Here is a 16,946-nt window from a genome sequence, read left to right on the forward strand (position 1 = left end):
CCGGCCCGCCGGGACGAGGCCATGACCGACACCCGCTCTGTTCTTGCGCTGATCCTGTCGGTGATGATCCTGCAACTGGCAGGCGGGCTGACCGGCATCCTGACGCCGCTCGGCCTTGAGCGGCTGGGGGTGGACGCTTCGCTGATCGGCTTTGTCGCCGCGATGAACGCGGCCGGCTTCATGCTCGGCGCGTGGACTTCGCCGCGGGCCCTCGCGCTGGTCGGCAATATCCGCCTCTTCGCAGCCGGGGCAGGGGTCAGCGCGGCGGGCATCCTTTCCCTGGCCCTGATCCAGGAGGCACCCGTCTGGGCGCTGATCCGCGTGCTGCAAGGCATTGCCTTCGCCTATATGTTCACCAGTATCGAAAGCTGGCTGGGGGAGGCGGTGCCCGCCCGGTCTCGCGGAAATGTGATGGGTATCTATCACACCGCCGCCAAGCTCTCGCTGATCGTCGGGCCGTTCTTCCTGGCCGGGCTCTCCCCCCTCGATAGCCGGTCCTACATCTGGGCGGGCGTCTTCCTCGCCCTCGCGCTGGTGCCCACCTGCCTGACGACGCTGAAGGAGCCCCCGCCGCCAGACCGGAAAGCCATGCCGCTGGGCCAGCTATTCGCCATCGCGCCCGCTGCCGTGATCGGGGTGGTCGGCGCGGGACTCGTGAATACGGGCACGCTGGCACTGCTGCCGGTCTATTTCGAAAAATTCGACCTGGCGGGCGGCGGCACGGCAGCGGCGGCCATCGCGATTGCCATTGCATGGATCGGCGGCCTGATCGTGCAATGGCCCGCCGGGCGCCTTTCCGACATCATCGACCGGCGGCTGGTCGTCGCAGGGCTTACCGGCATCGCCGGGGCAGCGGCCATCCTGATTGCCGTATTCGGCGCCGTGATCGGCGAGACCGGCGTGCTCGTGCTGATCGGCATCTGGGGGGCAGGGGCGCTCTGCTTTTACGGCATCTGCGTCTCCCATGCGATTGACCGCACCCCGCCGGGACAGGTGCCGCAGGTCATGTCGGGGCTGTTATTTGTCTGGGCTGCCGGGTCGATTGCGGGGCCGCTGATTTCCGGCGTCGTGATGCGGCTGGCAGGCGCGGTCGGCCTTTTTGGTTTTGCCGGCGTGATGCTGGGCCTGTTGGCCGTCTACATGATCGTGCGGGTTCGCCAGCGCGCCCCGGCCGAGTCTCCCCCGGCAGGCGAGCGCGGCCCCATCCTCCCCAGCCCGCTGGCGAGTGTTGAAATCGTGCCCCGTGACCCCACGGAAGGCGAGCAAAGCTAAGTACGCGACTTGGTACTCAGCCTGTTGCAGCATCATTTCAGGCGTGTATATAGCCGCCCTGTCAAAGAGGAACGGAAACGGTAACCAGCGGAATGCTGGCGGGCCGTGAGGCCGGACAGGGAAACCACTCCATGAACATCCATGAATATCAGGCCAAGGCGCTGCTCAAATCCTTCGGGGCGCCTGTGGCAGAAGGCGTGCCTGTGCTTTCGCTCGCCGATGTGCAGAAGGCAATCGACACGCTCCCCGGCCCGCTCTGGGTTGTGAAAAGCCAGATCCACGCAGGTGGCCGCGGCAAGGGCAAATTCATCGAGCCGGAAGCCGGTGAAAAAGGCGGCGTTCGCCTCGCCTTCAACAAGGAAGACGTGAAAAAACATGCCGAAGCGATGCTCGGCAAGCACCTCGTCACGGCCCAGACCTCTGCCGCCGGCAAGCAGGTCAACCGCCTCTACATCGAAGACGGCGCCGACATCGAGAAAGAACTCTACCTCTCGATCCTCGTCGACCGCTCCACCTCGAAAGTTTCGTTCGTTGTCTCCACCGAAGGTGGCATGGACATCGAAGAGGTCGCCCATGAAACCCCTGAGAAAATCCTGACCCTCGGCATCGATCCGCTGACCGGCGTGACGGCAGCTGATTCGGCCAAGATCAACGAAGCCCTGAATCTGACCGGTTCGGCCGCTGAAGACGGCCTCAAACTGTTCCCGATCCTCTACAAAGCCTTTGTCGAGAAAGACATGGCGATGCTGGAAGTGAACCCGCTGATCGTCATGAAGAACGGCCACCTGCGCGTGCTCGACGCGAAAGTGTCGTTCGACGGCAACTCGCTGTTCCGCCACCCGGACATCGCAGCCCTCAAGGATGAGACTGAGCAGGACTCCAAAGAGCTCGAAGCGGCTGAATGGGATCTCGCCTATGTCGCCCTCGACGGCACCATCGGCTGCATGGTCAACGGCGCAGGCCTCGCCATGGCGACGATGGACATCATCAAGCTCTACGGCGAAGAGCCGGCGAACTTCTGCGATGTCGGCGGCGGCGCCGGCAAGGAGAAGGTGGCAGCCGCCTTCAAGATCATCATGAAGGACCCCAATGTGAAGGGCATCCTCGTGAACATCTTCGGTGGCATCATGAAATGCGATGTCATCGCCGAAGGCGTGATCGCAGCCGTGAAGGAAACCAACCTGGCGGTTCCGCTGGTGGTTCGCCTTGAAGGCACGAATGTCGACCTCGGCAAGAAGATCATCCGCGAGAGCGGCCTGAACGTCATTCCGGCCGACGATCTCGACGATGCAGCCCAGAAAATTGTCAAAGCGGTGCGGGGTTAAGTTCCATGTCCATTCTGATCGACAAGAACACGAAAGTCCTGACGCAGGGCATGACCGGCAACACCGGCTCGTTCCACACCAATCAGGCGCTCGGCTATTACGGCACCCAGATGGTGGGCGGCATTCACCCCAAGAAGGGTGGCGAGATGTGGAAGGCCGATAACGGCCAGGAACTCCCGATCTTCGCCTCCGTCGCCGAAGGCAAGGAAAAGACCGGCGCCACCGCGTCCGTGGTCTATGTTCCCCCGGCCGGCGCAGCCGCAGCCATCGAAGAAGCCATCGACGCAGAGATCCCGCTGATCGTCTGCATCACCGAGGGCGTTCCGGTGATGGACATGGTCCGCGTCAAGGCGAAGCTGGCGAAGTCCAAGTCGCGCCTCATCGGCCCGAACTGCCCCGGCCTGATCACGGCCAATGAGTGCAAGATCGGCATCATGCCGGGCTCCATCTTCAAGAAGGGCTCCGTCGGCATCGTCTCGCGCTCGGGCACGCTGACCTATGAAGCCGTGTTCCAGACCACCAATGTCGGCCTTGGCCAGACCACGGCTGTCGGTATCGGCGGCGACCCGGTCAAAGGCACCGAATTCATCGACATCCTGGAAATGTTCCTGGCTGACGACGAAACCCAATCGATCATCATGATCGGCGAAATCGGCGGCTCTGCCGAAGAAGAGGCCGCTCAGTTCCTGATCGACGAGGCCAAGAAGGGCCGCAAGAAACCAATGGCTGGCTTTATCGCTGGCCGCACGGCGCCTCCCGGCCGCACGATGGGCCATGCCGGCGCTATCGTTTCCGGCGGCAAGGGCGATGCAGAATCGAAGATCGCGGCCATGGAAGCGGCGGGCATCCGCGTCAGCCCCAGCCCGGCCCGTCTCGGCACCACACTTGTCGAGGTGCTAAAGGGTTAGAAAGACCCTATAGTGTTATAGATTCGTGACGCCCGCCCTCGGCGTATTCCTGGGGCGGGCGTTGCAGCATAACCTGCTTCACGTAGGGGCAGGGGGTAAGGTCCGTCCCTATATCAGTCGCCGGGGGCGGCAACTCTGGAAGGATGGACATTAGATGGCCGACGATGGCAGCCCGGTGAATGGTCCCCGCAGCACGGGCAATGCGGCAATGCTGGATACTGCGTTCCTGTATGGGGGCTCTGCCCACTGGCTGGAACAGATGCAGGCGGCTTACGCCAAAAACCCCAATTCCGTGCCTGAGAGCTGGCGCGCCTTTTTCGCTGAACTCGGCGATGAAGCTGCAAGCGCCACCCAGAACGCGGAGGGCGCCAGCTGGAAACGCAAGGACTGGCCGCGTCCGGCCGCCAGCGAGCAGATTGCCGCCTTTGATGGCAACTGGGCGCTGATCGAGCCCAAGCTCGAAAAGAAGATCAAATCCGCCAGCCCTGCGATGGGTGCTGAGGAAGTCACCCGCGCGGTGACCGATTCGATCCACGCGCTGATGATGATCCGCGCCTACCGGATCCGCGGACACCTCGCCGCTCAGCTCGACCCGCTCGGCCTCTCCGGCTTCGGCGACCAGCCTGAACTTGACCCGGCCAGCTACGGCTTCGGCCCGGAAGATATGAACCGCAGCATCTATATCGACGGCTATCTCGGCCTCGAACACGCCACCCCGGCGCAGATGCTGGACATTCTCCGCCGCACCTATTGCTCGACGCTCGGCATCGAGTTCATGCACATCTCCGATCCCGAAGAGAAAGCCTGGCTGCAGGAACGGATCGAAGGCCCTGACAAGGGCGTTGCCTTCACGCGCGAGGGCAAGCTGGCGATCCTCCGCAAGCTGATCGAGGCGGAAAGCTTCGAGCGCTTCCTGCACAAGCGTTATCCGGGCACGAAGCGTTTTGGTCTCGATGGCGGCGAAGCTGCCGTTCCGGCGCTGGAGCAGATCATCAAGCGCGGCGGCGCCCTCGGCGTGAACGAGATCGTCGTCGGCATGCCCCACCGGGGCCGTCTCAACATGCTCGCGGCCGTCATGGGCAAGGGCTATGAGAAGATCTTCCACGAATTCCAGGGCGGCTCGACACAGGGCGCCGGCGAATTCGGCTCGGGCGACGTGAAATACCACCTCGGCGCTTCGTCTGACCGTGAGTTTGACGGCAATGTCGTTCACCTCACCATGAACCCGAACCCCTCCCACCTTGAGGCGGTCAACCCCGTCGTGCTCGGCCGCACGCGCGCCAAGCAATTCATGGAATCGCGCCAGACCGGCAAGCTCGACCGCTCGCACAAGCTGCCCCTGCTGCTGCACGGGGACGCTGCCTTCGCAGGGCAGGGCGTTGTGGCCGAATGCTTCGCGCTGTCGGGCCTGCAGGGTTACCGCACCGGCGGCACCATCCACTTCATCGTCAACAACCAGATCGGTTTCACCACGAGCCCGATGTATTCGCGCTCCTCGCCCTATCCCTCGGATGTGGCGCTGATGGTGCAGGCACCGATCTTCCATGTGAACGGTGATGATCCGGAGGCCGTGGTCTACGCCGCCAAGGTTGCCACCGAATACCGGCAGAAGTTTGCAAAGGATGTCGTCATCGACATGTTCTGCTACCGCCGCTTCGGCCACAATGAGGGCGATGACCCGACGATGACCCAGCCGGTCATGTACCGCGTCATCAAGGATCGTCCGTCCACGCGCGAAATCTATGCCCAGCGCCTCGTCGCCGAGGGCCTGCTGACCGCCGCCGAAGTCGACGCGCAGGTGAAGGAATTCGAGGATTTCCTCGACCGCGCCTTTGACGCTGGCAAGACGCTGAAAACCAACAAGGCAGACTGGCTGGAAGGTCAGTGGTCGGGTTTCGGCCTGCCGCTGGATGATGACCGCCGCGGCAAGACGGGCGTGTCCAAGACGCGCCTGAAGGAACTGGGCGACGCCATCACCCGCATTCCGGAAAGCGTTGACGTTCACAAGACGGTGGAGCGCGTTATCGCCCGCCGCCGCGAAAGCTACGAGACCGGCAAGGACATTGACTGGGGCGGCGCCGAGCATCTGGCCTTCGCCAGCCTGCTCGACGAAGGTTTCCCGGTGCGTCTCTCTGGCCAGGATTGCGGCCGCGGCACCTTCGTGCAGCGCCACAGCCATATCGTCGACCAGACGACCGGCGACCGCGTCACGCTGCTCAACCAGATCCGTGATGGCCAGGCGCCGTATGAGGTGATCGACTCGCTGCTCTCCGAAGAGGCGGTGCTGGGTTATGAATACGGCTACTCGCTGACCGATCCGAATTCGCTGGTCTGCTGGGAAGCCCAGTTCGGCGACTTCGCCAACGGCGCGCAGGTCTATTATGACCAGTTCATTTCCTCGGCAGAGCGCAAATGGCTGCGGATGTCGGGCCTCGTGATGCTTCTGCCGCATGGCTATGAGGGTCAGGGTCCGGAGCATTCCTCGGCCCGCCTCGAGCGCTTCCTGCAGATGTGCGCGGAAGACAACATGCAGGTGTGCAACCTGACGACCCCGGCGAACTATTTCCACGCCCTGCGCCGCCAGATCCACCGCGAGTTCCGCAAACCCCTGGTCATCATGACGCCCAAATCGCTGCTGCGCCACAAGCTGGCCACCTCGACGCTGGACGATATGAACACGAAGTCCACCTTCCACCGCATCCTCTGGGACGATGCTGAAACGCCGGGCCGTGAAGGCAAGGTGAAGCTCGCCAAGGACAACAAGGTGCGCCGTGTCGTGCTGTGTTCGGGCAAGGTCTATTATGACCTCTTCGAGGCCCGTGAGGCTTCGGGGCAGGACGACATCTACCTGCTGCGCGTGGAACAGTTCTATCCGGTCCCGCGCAAGTCGCTGATCAACGAGCTGAAACGCTTCCCGCAGGCCGAGCTTGTCTGGTGTCAGGAAGAACCGCGCAATATGGGCGGCTGGACCTTCATCCGTGATGAGATCGAATGGTGTGCCGCTCAGGCAGGCTACAAACAGCCGCGCCCGAAATATGCCGGCCGCCCGCCCTCTGCGGCGACCGCGACGGGCCTTCTGTCCAAGCACCAGGCCGAACAGGCCAACCTGATCAAGACAGCCCTCTCGCCCGACCCGGTCGATGACCGGATCGTTTCTCCCTGATAATCCATAAGAAGAGACGGACACGACACATGACAGACATCGTTGTTCCCACACTCGGCGAAAGCGTTACCGAAGCCACCGTCGGCCAATGGCTGAAATCGGCCGGTGATGCGGTGAAGAAGGACGAAGTCCTCGTCGAACTTGAAACCGACAAGGTATCCGTTGAGGTTTCCGCTTCCGAAGACGGCGTCCTTTCCGAAATCGTCGCCAAAGAGGGCGATACCGTGAATATCGGCGCCGTGCTCGGCCGCCTGAATGCGGGCGGCGCTGCCGCGTCCAGGCCCGCTCCGGCCAAGGAGCCGGCAAAGGCCGAAGCCAAGGCTGAGCCGAAGGCGGAAACCAAGCCTGCTGCTGCCGCTTCGGGCGGCGCGTCTACGGATGTCAAAGTCCCGGTGATGGGTGAAAGCGTTGCCGAAGGCACGATCGCCAACTTCGCTAAGAAGGTCGGCGACAGCGTCAAGAAGGACGAAACCATCGCCGAGATCGAAACCGACAAGGTGGCGCTGGAAGTTCCCGCCCCCGCTGACGGCGTGATCCTCGAATGGCTGGTGAAGGAAGGCGACTCGGTCACCCCCGGTTCCGTCATTGCCCGGATCGGCGCTTCCGGCGCGGCTCCGGCCAAGGCGGCTGAAGCCCCGGCCAAAACCGAAGCGCCGAAAGCCGCTGCCCAGCCGGCTGCCACGGGCGACCGTCCTGTGTCTCCGTCCGTGCGCCGCATTTCCGCCGAGGCCGGCGTCAGCCCGTCCGACATTCCCGGCACGGGCCGCGATGGCCGCGCCACCAAGGCTGATGCCCTGGCCTACGTCAATCAACCGAAAGCAAGCTCCTCGACCATGTCCGACACCGCTGCAAAGCCGCCGCGCGAAACTGGCCCCCGTGAAGAACGTGTACGGATGACGCGTCTGCGTCAGACCATCGCCCGCCGCCTGAAGGAAGCTCAGGATACGGCCGCGATGCTGACGACCTTCAACGATGTCGACATGTCGGCCATCATGGACCTGCGCAAGAGACACCAGGACGCCTTCGTCGCCCGCCATGGCATCAAGCTCGGCTTCATGAGCTTCTTCGTGAAGGCCGTGGCCAACGCCCTGAAGGAAGTTCCGGCAGTCAACGCCGAGATTGATGGCCAGGACATCATCTACAAGAACTATTACGACATCAGCGTTGCCGTCGGCACGGAGAAGGGCCTCGTCACGCCCGTCCTGCGCGGTGTTGACGAGATGTCGCTGGCCGGAATCGAAAAGGGCATTGCCGATCTCGGCAAGAAGGCCCGCGATGGCGCCCTCACCATCGGCGACCTGCAGGGCGGCACCTTCACCATCTCGAACGGCGGCATCTACGGCTCCCTGATGTCGACCCCGATCCTCAACCCGCCGCAGTCCGGCGTGCTGGGCATGCACCGCATCGAGGACCGCCCGATCGTCCGGGGTGGCCAGATCGTCATCAAGCCGATGATGTATCTTGCCCTCAGCTACGACCACCGCATCGTTGACGGCAAGGAAGCCGTCACCTTCCTCGTCCGCGTGAAAGAGGCGCTGGAAGATCCCGAGCGGATGCTGCTGGAAGTCTAGGCGCGCGTCGCCGTCCAGCCGCGGATCAGCGCGGCCTGAAATACCGGGGCGGGGGGCGTGAAGCCTCCCGCCTCAATCATTTGGGCGACCTGTTCCGGCCCATGGGCGGCAAACTGCTTGCCATAGGCGTTCAGGTAATTGGCCCGGTTTTCCTCCGTCTGCCCCCCAAGGCGGAAGATATCCATCCAGAGGCCCATGACGCCTGCAAAGCTGGGCGCGTTATCATCCGTGCTGAGATCAACATTGATGAAGCGGGCCCCCGGCTTCAGGCGGGCGGCAATGTCTGCAAAATAGGCCTGGCGCGCGGCGGCATCGGTGAGGAAGTGGGAGACAAGCAGGCTGGTGGCCCCGTCATGCGCCTCCACCGGTGTTTCGGACACATACGTCTCGTGAAAGCTGCAACGGTCTGCAAAGCCTTCGGCCTCGGCATGGCGGCGGGCGATGGCCAGCATCGGCGCGGAAGGGTCCACCAGCGTGAAGCGCCAGCCGGGATGGCGGGGGGCAAGATAGCGCACTTCGGCGCCCGTGCCCGCCCCGGCCACCAGGATGCGTGCCTCTTCCGGCAACGGGCTGAGATAGGCATCGGTCAGAAGGTACATACAGGCCTGAATTCCGCTGAGCGCGGAGAATTGGGTATCATAGGCCTTGGCATGGTCTTCACTGAACGCGCCCGAGAGCGCTAGGGACGGGCGGGGAGGGCTCATACGAAACTCCGTTAGTTACGAAATATCCTTCTCCCCTATGGCCTTTTGCCGGCGCCGGCAAGGGTTGATCGCGCGCTTGAAGGTTTCGGCCTTGTAAAATGCCGTTTAAACATGACCTTGGAACAACAGAACAAAGCCCCGATCGGAGGACTGCCATGAGCGATTCAGATTACATCCCGCCCAAAGTCTGGACCTGGAACAAGGATGCGGGCGGCCGGTTCGCCAACATCAATCGCCCGATTGCCGGCCCCACGCATGAGAAGGAACTCCCCGTCGGCAAGCATCCGCTGCAGCTTTATTCTCTGGGCACGCCCAATGGCGTCAAGGTCACCGTGATGCTCGAGGAACTGCTGGCGCTGGGCTATTCGGGCGCTGAATATGACGCCTGGCTGATCAATATCGGCAATGGCGACCAGTTCTCCTCCGGCTTTGTCGATATCAACCCCAACTCCAAGATCCCGGCGCTGTTTGACCGGTCCACAGAGGCGGGTGTGCGCGTCTTCGAATCCGGCGCGATCCTGATGTACCTTGCCGAGAAGTTCGGCGCCTTCCTGCCGAAGTCTCACCCCAAGCGCGCCGAAGCGCTGAGCTGGCTGTTCTGGCAGATGGGCTCGGCGCCTTTCCTGGGCGGCGGCTTTGGCCACTTCTATGCCTACGCCCCGGTCAAGATCCAGTACGCGATCGACCGCTATGCGATGGAAACCAAGCGCCAGATGGACGTGCTGGACCGCCACCTCGCCCATCATGAATACATGGCGGGCGACGAATACACGATTGCCGACATGGCCATCTGGCCCTGGTATGGCGCCTTGGCGCAGGGCATCCTCTATGAGGCGGGCGAATTCCTCGAAGTGGAAAGCTACAAGAACGTCCAGCGCTGGACGAAGCAGATTGCCGAACGCCCCGCCGTCCAGCGTGGCCGCATGGTCAATCGCGTCTACGGCAAGCCGGAATCCCAGCTCTGGGAACGCCATGACGCCAGCGATTTCGACACCAAGACGCAGGACAAGCTGCAGCCTGGCAGCTAGGCCGTGTTCGGACTGTTCGGGAAGAAACAAGCCGCCTTCGATCTCGCCGAGGGTAACCGCCATGTTGCGCCGGGCCTTGCCTTGCTGGAGGCCGGGAAGGGGCGCGGGCTGGCTGAGCTTTATGCCGGCCTGCCGCCGCCAGACCGTATCCATTTCCTCGATGGGCTCGGTCAGCTGTCGGAGATCGGGGCGCCCCTGCCGGCGCTGAACGATCATCCCGCGCTCTATGCCATCGCCGGGGCGCTGCATTACGTCTGGGCCCACCGCTTGCGCGGCTTTGCCACTGCAGACCGCACCAGCGACACGCAGGTGATGGACATGGCCGAGATGGCCGCCGTCGCCGAAGACCTGCTGGAAGCGGCTGCCGAAGCAACGCCCGGTGACAGCGCGCTGCATGGCTTCCGCTTTCGCGCCATGATGCTCACCGGCGCCCCTGCGGGTGGCTTTGAAGCGGCCACAGCGGATCTGCGCGCCACCGGCGAGGCCAATGTGCTGGCCGAGCTTGCCCGGATGAACTACCTCGCCCCCAAATGGCATGGCAGTGTCGGCGAGATGCACGCGGCGGCCGAAAACGCCATGGACGGGGCGCCGAATGCATCTTTTCTGGCGCTGAAGGCCCGTGCCTGGATCGAGGAATGGCTCTACCAGACTGCCATGAATGACGATGGGGCCGAAATCGCCGCCTTCCGAGAGAAGGTGAAGTCAGCTGCTTTCCGGGCGGAGATTGCCGAACTCGACGATCATTTCCGGCAGCGCTTTACTGCGGGGCCGGAGCTGTCCTTCGCCGAGGCCGGGTTTGCGCACAATAATTTCGCCGTGCTGCTCGCCCTGTTCAAGGACACGGCACGCCTCAAGCCCCACCTTTCGGCGATCGGCGCCACGGCCTTCCAGACGCCCTGGGGCTATATCGCCGGGCGCAATGTACCTGCCATGATTGCGCGGCTGCGCGCGGAAACCGGCCTGCCAAAGCTCAAGGCCTGAGCTGCGGCGCAGCGCCCCGTTCCCTTGCGGCGGGGCCGATGCCCATATAGGGCAGGGCGAAAGAACTGAGAGGCCGCATGACGACCTATACTTCCGACGCGCGCAAGCACACATCCGACACCGCCGAGACAATGGCGGATGTTCGCTATGAGGTCGACCGGATCGACCGCCTGCTGGTCGAGATCCTGGCCGAGCGCCAGTCGATGATGGACGCTGCTGCCCGCATCAAGGGCGCCCGCGCCGCCGTGCACGACCGGGCGCGGATTGAGGATGTTGTGGCCAAGGTGAAGGCTGAATGCGCAAGACACGGCCTTTCTCCTGCGATTGCAGAGCCGGTCTGGCGCACCCTGATCGACCGCTGCATCGCCTATGAATTTGAAAGCTATGACGCGCTGCGTCTGGCGGCAGAGGCCAAATCGTAAGCCGCGCGCGCGGCCGCTTCCAGCGTCTCGCCAAGGGCTTCCTTCACATCGCTGAGCAGCACGGCTGCATGCGCTTTGCTGGGCGCGGTTTCTGCCCGCCCTGCCTTCTCTGCCCGCTCGCAGGCCGCTGCCAGCTTCAGCGCGCCGATGCCCAGGCTTGCGCCTTTCAGCGTATGGGCCGCATCGGCCCATTGCCGCGTCTCGCTCATCGGGTCCAGCAGGCGCGACCAGAGCTGGGCCTGTTCCCGGAAGATGCCGATCACCTCCAATGAGAGATCGGTATCATTCCCCGTCATCGCGGCCAGATGGGCAAGGTCCAGAACGGGCAGGGGCGTGTCAGCGGGCATCAGGGGCTCCTATGGGCCGGGTCAACCTGATCGGGCGCGGTTAGCAGGGCGTTAACCTCGCTTGCTGGGGCAGTTTCTTTCAACCCGGACAGATTGCCCGGCCTGTCTCTTTCTGATAATAGCGCCGCACGGGTTAAAACGGCCGCGCGCCATTGGGTTTTACGATCATGACCGAATTTCTGATTTTCGTCCGCAATCTTGTGCTGGCCGCGATCTTCGCTCTGATCGGTCTCCAGTTTGCTCCGCAGACGCCCGAAAAGGCACCCGAGGACAAGGGTGACTCATCGGTAACGCTCTCCCTGCTGCCCTGACTCGAAAAAACAGGGCATTAGCCCTCCGTCGGCGTGCAATCAGCACTCGCAGGAACCCGCAAGGCGGGTTATACAGATATTATGACGGAAGCCCCCTCTGCGCGCCGGTCCGGCCGGGACGACCTCGTCCGACACGAGGCCTCGCAGAATTTTGAAACTGCGCAACATGGTGGCGGCTGGATGGTCACGCTCGCTTATGTCTCGGCTTTTCTCTGGCTCGCAGGTCTCGGCGCAGCCCTGATCGGGCTCGGCGGCATCGGCTTTGTCAGCCAGTATCATCCCGCCCTGATTGTCGCGGCCGCCATTGGCGCCGTGGTCCCCGCGCTGCTGATGGTGACGGCTGGCCAGATGGCCCGCGCCAATCGCCGCGCCGCTGCGGCCAATGCGCTGGTGCTCGAAGCGGCCGCCCGCCTGATGGCCCCCGCGCGCGAAGCCGGCCATGAAGGCATCACCTTTGCCGAGCAGATGAAACAGTCTGCCGCCGAGATCGATCACGCGATGGCCCACGCCCTCTCCGCCATGAAGGCCATGGCCGGCGAGATCGGGGATGAGCGGCTGCGGCTCGAATCTGTTTCCTATGCGGCGGCAGACAATGCGCGCGACCTGGCAGAACGTCTGGGTGAGGAGCGTCACGCCCTCGAAACCCTGGCCCGGGATCTGCGCGCGCAGGTCACCGCGATGAATGAAGCCATTCCGCGCCAGGCCCAGCTGATGGTGTCGGCTGCCCGTGTCGCCAGCGAGGAAGTCGGCCGCGCGGATGCGGCCCTGGAGCAGCGCCTGATCGCCATGCATCATGCCGGTGAGGAACTCACCCGCCGGATGGAATCCCTGGATGATCTCGCGCGCGATGCCTCTGGCCGCACCGAAGCGCTGACCTTCTCGATCAGCCGCGTGGAAGACAAGCTCGAACACTCCCGCCGCACGGTGGACGCGGCCGTCCGCGCCAGCGAAGTGGCGGCCGCGGCTGCGGCGACCACGGGCGACGCGCTGAAGAATGCGGTCTCCTCCGCCATCGAGGGCGCCCGCCATGCCAATGCCGAGATCAATGCCGCCACCCGCGCCGCCGCCGAAGAGGCCGCCCGCTCGCTGACCAAGCTGCGTGAAACCGGTGAGCAGGCCGCTTACGCCCTGCGCGCAGCCGGCCTTGCCGCCCGTCTCGAAAGCGAAGCGCTCGACCGTCTGGCCGGGCCGTACATGCCGGCAGGCTCTGCCGCCGCCGCAGCCCCGCTGACGCCGCCGGCCGTCCGCACACCGATTTCTGCGTCGGCGCCGCCCCAGCCTTTCCAGCAGGCTCAGCCCTTCCAGAATGGCCCGGCCCAGTCAGCGCGTCCCTCCGCCTACGGAAATGCCGCGATCACTCCGCCGGCCACGCCGCCGCGCCCCAGCATGGATGATGACCTCTTCGAAGCCAGCGCCGAAGCCATGATCGCCGCTGCGCGCGGCCATGAGGATCACGATATCCTCGATCCTGTCCCCTCCATCGCGGCCCGCCCATCCCAGGCCCCGCCCGCGCGGGAACGGGATACGGACCCGCCGGTTTCCCTGCGGCGCCGGCACGATGATGCCCCGCCCGAAACGCCGCGCCGCCGCGCCTCTGACTATGCGCCCACGCCGCCCTCCCAGGGCAGCAATGGCAATGGCGCAGGTGGATACAACAACGGCCATAACGGCAACGGCCACAGCTCCGGCAATGGCGGCGGCCCGGCCCCCTGGCGCGAGATCATTTCCGATATCAGCAAGGATCAGGCTCCGCCCCAGGCAGACCGGGAAACCATCGCCGAAGCGGTGGTGGAGCGCCTGCAGAATTCCGGCATTCCGCTGTCGGACGCTTTCAAGCCCAAGGCCAAGCGCCGCATCGCCGAAGCCGCCCAGCGCGGCGAGAAGGATCGCCACGCCGCCACCATTGAGCAGGGCGGCAAGCAGTTTGACCGCGTTGTCCAGCGCCTGCGGGGCGATCCGCGCCTGATGGACATGGCAAAACAGTTCGTCCGCTTCGAGCGGACAGACGCCCTGGCCGCGCTCGAGCAGACCCAGAGCACCAGCCGCAATGCCAGCCCGCGCCTCGCTGCCTTCCTGATGCTGGACGCTGCCCTCTAGGCGCGAAGGCTATACGCCGACGACTTCCGTGCCGGCAGCTTCTTCCTTGATCCATTTGATGAAGGCGCGCACATCCGGCGAAAGATGCCGGCCCTTCGGCCAGACCAGCCAGTAGCCGAAATCGATCGGGATCGATCCATTGGCAAAGGGTGCCACCAGCCGGCCCGCTTCCAGGTCTGCCGCCGCAATCGCCTGCTTGGCCAGCGCCACGCCCCGGCCAGCAGCGGCCGACTCGATCACCAGAATGCCCTGATTGAAGCGCGGCCCCCGATTGCCATCCACACCGCTGACGCCATGCGCCCTCAGCCAGCTTGCCCAGTCCGGGCAGGAGGGGTCATTCTCCGAGCTTTCATCATGCAGCAGTGTATGGTGGCGCAAATCTTCGGGCTTGCGGATGGCGTTCGGGCCTTCCAGCAGGCGCGGCGAGCAGACCGGCAGCACCATCTCGTCGAGCAGCTTTTCCGATTTCAGCCCCTCATAATTGCCCCGGCCATAGCGGATGGCGATGTCGGCATCGGCGGTGTTGAAATCGGTCAGCGACATGTCCGCCGAAATCCAGGCCTCGATGCCTTCATTGGCGCGGTGGAAGCTCTCCAGGCGCGGCGCCAGCCATTTGGCGGCAAAGGAGGGGGCAGACGAGATCATCACCCGCCCCTTGCGGGCAGGGGCCTGCATCACGCGGCCCGCTTCGGCAATCTTCTCGAACGCCTCGCGCACCAGCGGCAGGCTCGCCTGCGCGGCGTCGGTCAGCAGAACGGAACGCCCCGTACGCTTGAACAGCGGCGTGCCGGCAAAGTCCTCCAGCTGGCGAATCTGCTGGGAAATGGCGCCGGGCGTGACGTTCAATTCTTCGGCCGCCTGCGTGAAGGACAGGCGGCGCGCAGCTGCCTCGAAAGCGCGCAGCGCGTTGAGCGGGGGGAGGCGATCTGAGGCGTCGGACATGAATAGTTTCTCTAAATGATCGCTGTAGGGGTTGCCCGTTGCGTCTGAAGCGTCAAGGAGGTTTTCTATATCCGTCCTTGTAGTGTCACTAATAAGAAAGATAGCGCCCATGCGCCAGTTCCCGGCCTTCTTTAACCTTGAAGGTGCCCGGATCGTCGTCTTTGGCGGCGGCGAAGAAGCGGCGCGCAAGCTGCGCCTCTTCCATGCCTCGGGCGCAGAGGTCGTGCTTGTTGGCGGCTTTGACGAGGCCGCCCTGGCCGCCGAGTTTGACGACTGGGTGGATACGCGCGCGCGCAGCCAGATCGCGTCTGCCCTCGAAGGCGCCCGCCTCGCCATCATCGCGGAGGAAAGCCCCGCCCACCGGGCCGAAGCGCTCGCCGCTGTCCGCGCCCGCAATATTCCGGTCAATGTCGTCGACCAGCCCGAGGATTGCGATTTCACCGTCCCGTCGATCCTCGACCGGGGCGAGATTGTCGCCGCCATCGGTTCGGGCGGGGCCGCGCCCGTGCTCGCCAAGTCGATCCGCGCCAAGCTGGAGGCCCTGCTCCCCCAGCGCATCGGCGACCTTGCCGCGCTTGCCCGCTCCCTGCGCGGTTTCGTGGGCGAGACCATCCCCGACAAATCCGCCCGCCGCCGCTATTGGGAGCGCGCCCTCTCCGGCCCCGCCGCAGAGGCTGCCTATGCCGGAGACCTTGAACGCGCCGAAGCCCTGCTGCGCCAGCAGGCCCGCGCCGCTGGACGCGCCCGCGGCGTCGTGCATATCGTTGGCGCCGGCCCCGGCGATCCGGAACTCCTCACGCTGAAAGCCTTGCGCCTCATCCAGGAAGCCGATGTGGTTTATTATGACCGTCTCGTCAGCCCGGAGATCATCGGCCTCATCCGGCGTGACGCGGCCCGCGTGCCCGTCGGCAAATCCAAGGGCGATCATTCCGTCCCGCAGACCGAAATCCATGAGCGCCTCATCGCTTCGGCCCGCGAAGGTCTGCGCGTCGTGCGCCTCAAGGGCGGCGATCCGTTCATCTTCGGCCGGGGCGGGGAAGAGCTTGAAGCCGTCCGCGCCGAAGGCATTGAGGTGCATGTCGTGCCGGGCATTTCCTCTGCCCTCGGATGTGCCGCCTCTGCCGGCGTGCCGCTCACCCACCGCGACCATGCACAGACGCTGACCTTCGTAACCGGCCATGCCAAGGCAGGCGGCGTGCCCGATCTTGACTGGCAGGCCCTCGCGCGCCCCGCGCAGACCGTGGTGGTCTTCATGGGCGTCGACACGGCGCCGGCGATTGCCGAAAAACTCGTCGCTGCCGGCCGCGCCCCCACCACGCCCGTCGCCGTCATCGAGAACGGGACACGCCCCGACGAGCTGCGCGTCTTCGGCACGCTGGCCGAGCTGCCCTTCCTGGTCGAGGAAGAAGGCATTGCCGGCCCGGCGCTGCTGATCATCGGCGAAGTGGCGGGCCTTCCGGCAGAGCAGGGCCGCATCGCCGCTATCGTCACTGAAGCGTCCGGCCTCGCCTGGTTCAGCCCCGACGCCCGCCAGCACACATTCAAGGAGTCCGCCGCATGACCTCCGTTCGCCCGAAGCTCAAGCCCGAAACCCCCAAATCTATCACCGCCTGGGAAACCGCCACGGGCCGCACCGTCTGGCTGAAAGCCGATGGGTCGTGGACGGAGGACGTCACCCAGCTTGGCGTCTTCACCGGCGAGGCGGCTGAGGCCGCCCTTGCCGCCGCGCTGAAACAGGAAGGTCTCGTCACCGATCCCTATTTCATGGAGGTCAGCGAGGCGGGCGCAATCACCGGCCGGGAAACGCTGCGCGAATCGCTGCGCGCGCAGTTCTCCGCAGGCGGCCTCGCCGCGTCTGAAAACGCATAGGGCACG

General features: G+C 64.5%; 15 protein-coding genes. 12 read left to right on the plus strand and 3 right to left on the minus strand.

The annotated features are described in order from the left end of the window. Nucleotides 1–21 precede the first annotated feature (21 nt). The 5 genes from BBF93_RS00450 (at nt 22) to odhB (ending at nt 8,239) form a co-directional block, all read left to right on the plus strand. Nucleotides 22–1,272 carry an MFS transporter gene (locus tag BBF93_RS00450; protein WP_035598967.1) on the plus strand — a complete coding sequence of 417 codons (1,251 nt, stop codon included), beginning with the start codon at nt 22–24 and terminating at the stop codon, nt 1,270–1,272. 131 nt (nt 1,273–1,403) lie between these two features. Continuing rightward, the gene (gene sucC / locus BBF93_RS00455; protein ID WP_035599218.1) at nt 1,404–2,597 is read left to right on the plus strand and encodes an ADP-forming succinate--CoA ligase subunit beta; all 1,194 of its coding nucleotides are present in this window, start codon (nt 1,404–1,406) and stop codon (nt 2,595–2,597) included. Nucleotides 2,598–2,602: 5 nt separating this feature from the next. Continuing rightward, nucleotides 2,603–3,505 (plus strand): succinate--CoA ligase subunit alpha, encoded by a 903-nt coding sequence (gene sucD / locus BBF93_RS00460; protein WP_035598970.1) that lies wholly within the window; start codon nt 2,603–2,605, stop codon nt 3,503–3,505. 154 nt (nt 3,506–3,659) lie between these two features. Further along, nucleotides 3,660–6,668: a 2-oxoglutarate dehydrogenase E1 component gene (locus tag BBF93_RS00465; RefSeq protein WP_035598973.1), complete on the plus strand. Its 3,009-nt coding sequence runs from the start codon at nt 3,660–3,662 to the stop codon at nt 6,666–6,668. Between the two features lie 29 nt (nt 6,669–6,697). Beyond that, nucleotides 6,698–8,239, plus strand: coding sequence for a 2-oxoglutarate dehydrogenase complex dihydrolipoyllysine-residue succinyltransferase (odhB, locus tag BBF93_RS00470; protein ID WP_114104680.1), 1,542 nt, complete (start codon nt 6,698–6,700; stop codon nt 8,237–8,239). On the opposite strand, the gene BBF93_RS00475 is transcribed toward odhB, so the two are convergent. Then, nucleotides 8,236–8,943 carry a class I SAM-dependent methyltransferase gene (locus BBF93_RS00475; RefSeq protein WP_114104681.1) on the minus strand — a complete coding sequence of 236 codons (708 nt, stop codon included), beginning with the start codon at nt 8,941–8,943 and terminating at the stop codon, nt 8,236–8,238. The two genes, odhB and BBF93_RS00475, sit on opposite strands and share 4 nt — an antisense overlap. A 155-nt stretch (nt 8,944–9,098) precedes the next feature. Between BBF93_RS00475 and yghU the strand changes: the two genes are divergently transcribed. The 3 genes from yghU (at nt 9,099) to BBF93_RS00490 (ending at nt 11,374) form a co-directional block, all read left to right on the plus strand. Next, nucleotides 9,099–9,971, plus strand: a complete 873-nt coding sequence (gene yghU / locus BBF93_RS00480; RefSeq protein ID WP_035598979.1) for a glutathione-dependent disulfide-bond oxidoreductase — start codon at nt 9,099–9,101, stop codon at nt 9,969–9,971. A gap of 3 nt (nt 9,972–9,974) precedes the next feature. Further along, nucleotides 9,975–10,952, plus strand: a complete 978-nt coding sequence (locus BBF93_RS00485) for a hypothetical protein (protein WP_114104682.1) — start codon at nt 9,975–9,977, stop codon at nt 10,950–10,952. Nucleotides 10,953–11,029: 77 nt separating this feature from the next. Then, nucleotides 11,030–11,374 carry a chorismate mutase gene (locus BBF93_RS00490; RefSeq protein WP_114104683.1) on the plus strand — a complete coding sequence of 115 codons (345 nt, stop codon included), beginning with the start codon at nt 11,030–11,032 and terminating at the stop codon, nt 11,372–11,374. On the opposite strand, the gene BBF93_RS00495 is transcribed toward BBF93_RS00490, so the two are convergent. Beyond that, nucleotides 11,335–11,721, minus strand: coding sequence for an Hpt domain-containing protein (locus BBF93_RS00495; RefSeq protein WP_114104684.1), 387 nt, complete (start codon nt 11,719–11,721; stop codon nt 11,335–11,337). The genes BBF93_RS00490 and BBF93_RS00495 overlap by 40 nt on opposite strands. Before the next feature lie 167 nt (nt 11,722–11,888). On the opposite strand from BBF93_RS00495, the gene BBF93_RS19425 reads away from it, so the two are divergent. Together BBF93_RS19425 and BBF93_RS00500 are read left to right on the plus strand one after the other, a co-directional pair. Continuing rightward, nucleotides 11,889–12,032: a hypothetical protein gene (locus tag BBF93_RS19425; protein ID WP_157532803.1), complete on the plus strand. Its 144-nt coding sequence runs from the start codon at nt 11,889–11,891 to the stop codon at nt 12,030–12,032. 81 nt (nt 12,033–12,113) lie between these two features. Then, nucleotides 12,114–14,129, plus strand: coding sequence for a hypothetical protein (locus tag BBF93_RS00500; RefSeq protein ID WP_035598989.1), 2,016 nt, complete (start codon nt 12,114–12,116; stop codon nt 14,127–14,129). A 9-nt stretch (nt 14,130–14,138) separates the two neighbouring features. On the opposite strand, the gene gcvA is transcribed toward BBF93_RS00500, so the two are convergent. Then, a complete protein-coding gene (gene gcvA / locus BBF93_RS00505) occupies nt 14,139–15,071 on the minus strand; it encodes a transcriptional regulator GcvA (RefSeq protein ID WP_035598992.1) in 933 nt (310 codons plus the stop codon). Between the two features lie 109 nt (nt 15,072–15,180). Between gcvA and cysG the strand changes: the two genes are divergently transcribed. After that, on the plus strand, nt 15,181–16,632 hold the full coding sequence (gene cysG, locus BBF93_RS00510) for a siroheme synthase CysG (RefSeq protein ID WP_114104685.1): 1,452 nt from the start codon (nt 15,181–15,183) through the stop codon (nt 16,630–16,632). Beyond that, on the plus strand, nt 16,629–16,940 hold the full coding sequence (locus BBF93_RS00515) for a DUF2849 domain-containing protein (RefSeq protein ID WP_114104686.1): 312 nt from the start codon (nt 16,629–16,631) through the stop codon (nt 16,938–16,940). The genes cysG and BBF93_RS00515 overlap by 4 nt, the downstream gene beginning before the upstream one ends. The last annotated feature ends 6 nt before the right edge of the window (nt 16,941–16,946 follow it).

Source organism: Hyphomonas sp. CACIAM 19H1 (genome assembly GCF_003325995.1).
Taxonomy (GTDB): Bacteria; Pseudomonadota; Alphaproteobacteria; order Caulobacterales; family Hyphomonadaceae; genus Hyphomonas; species Hyphomonas polymorpha.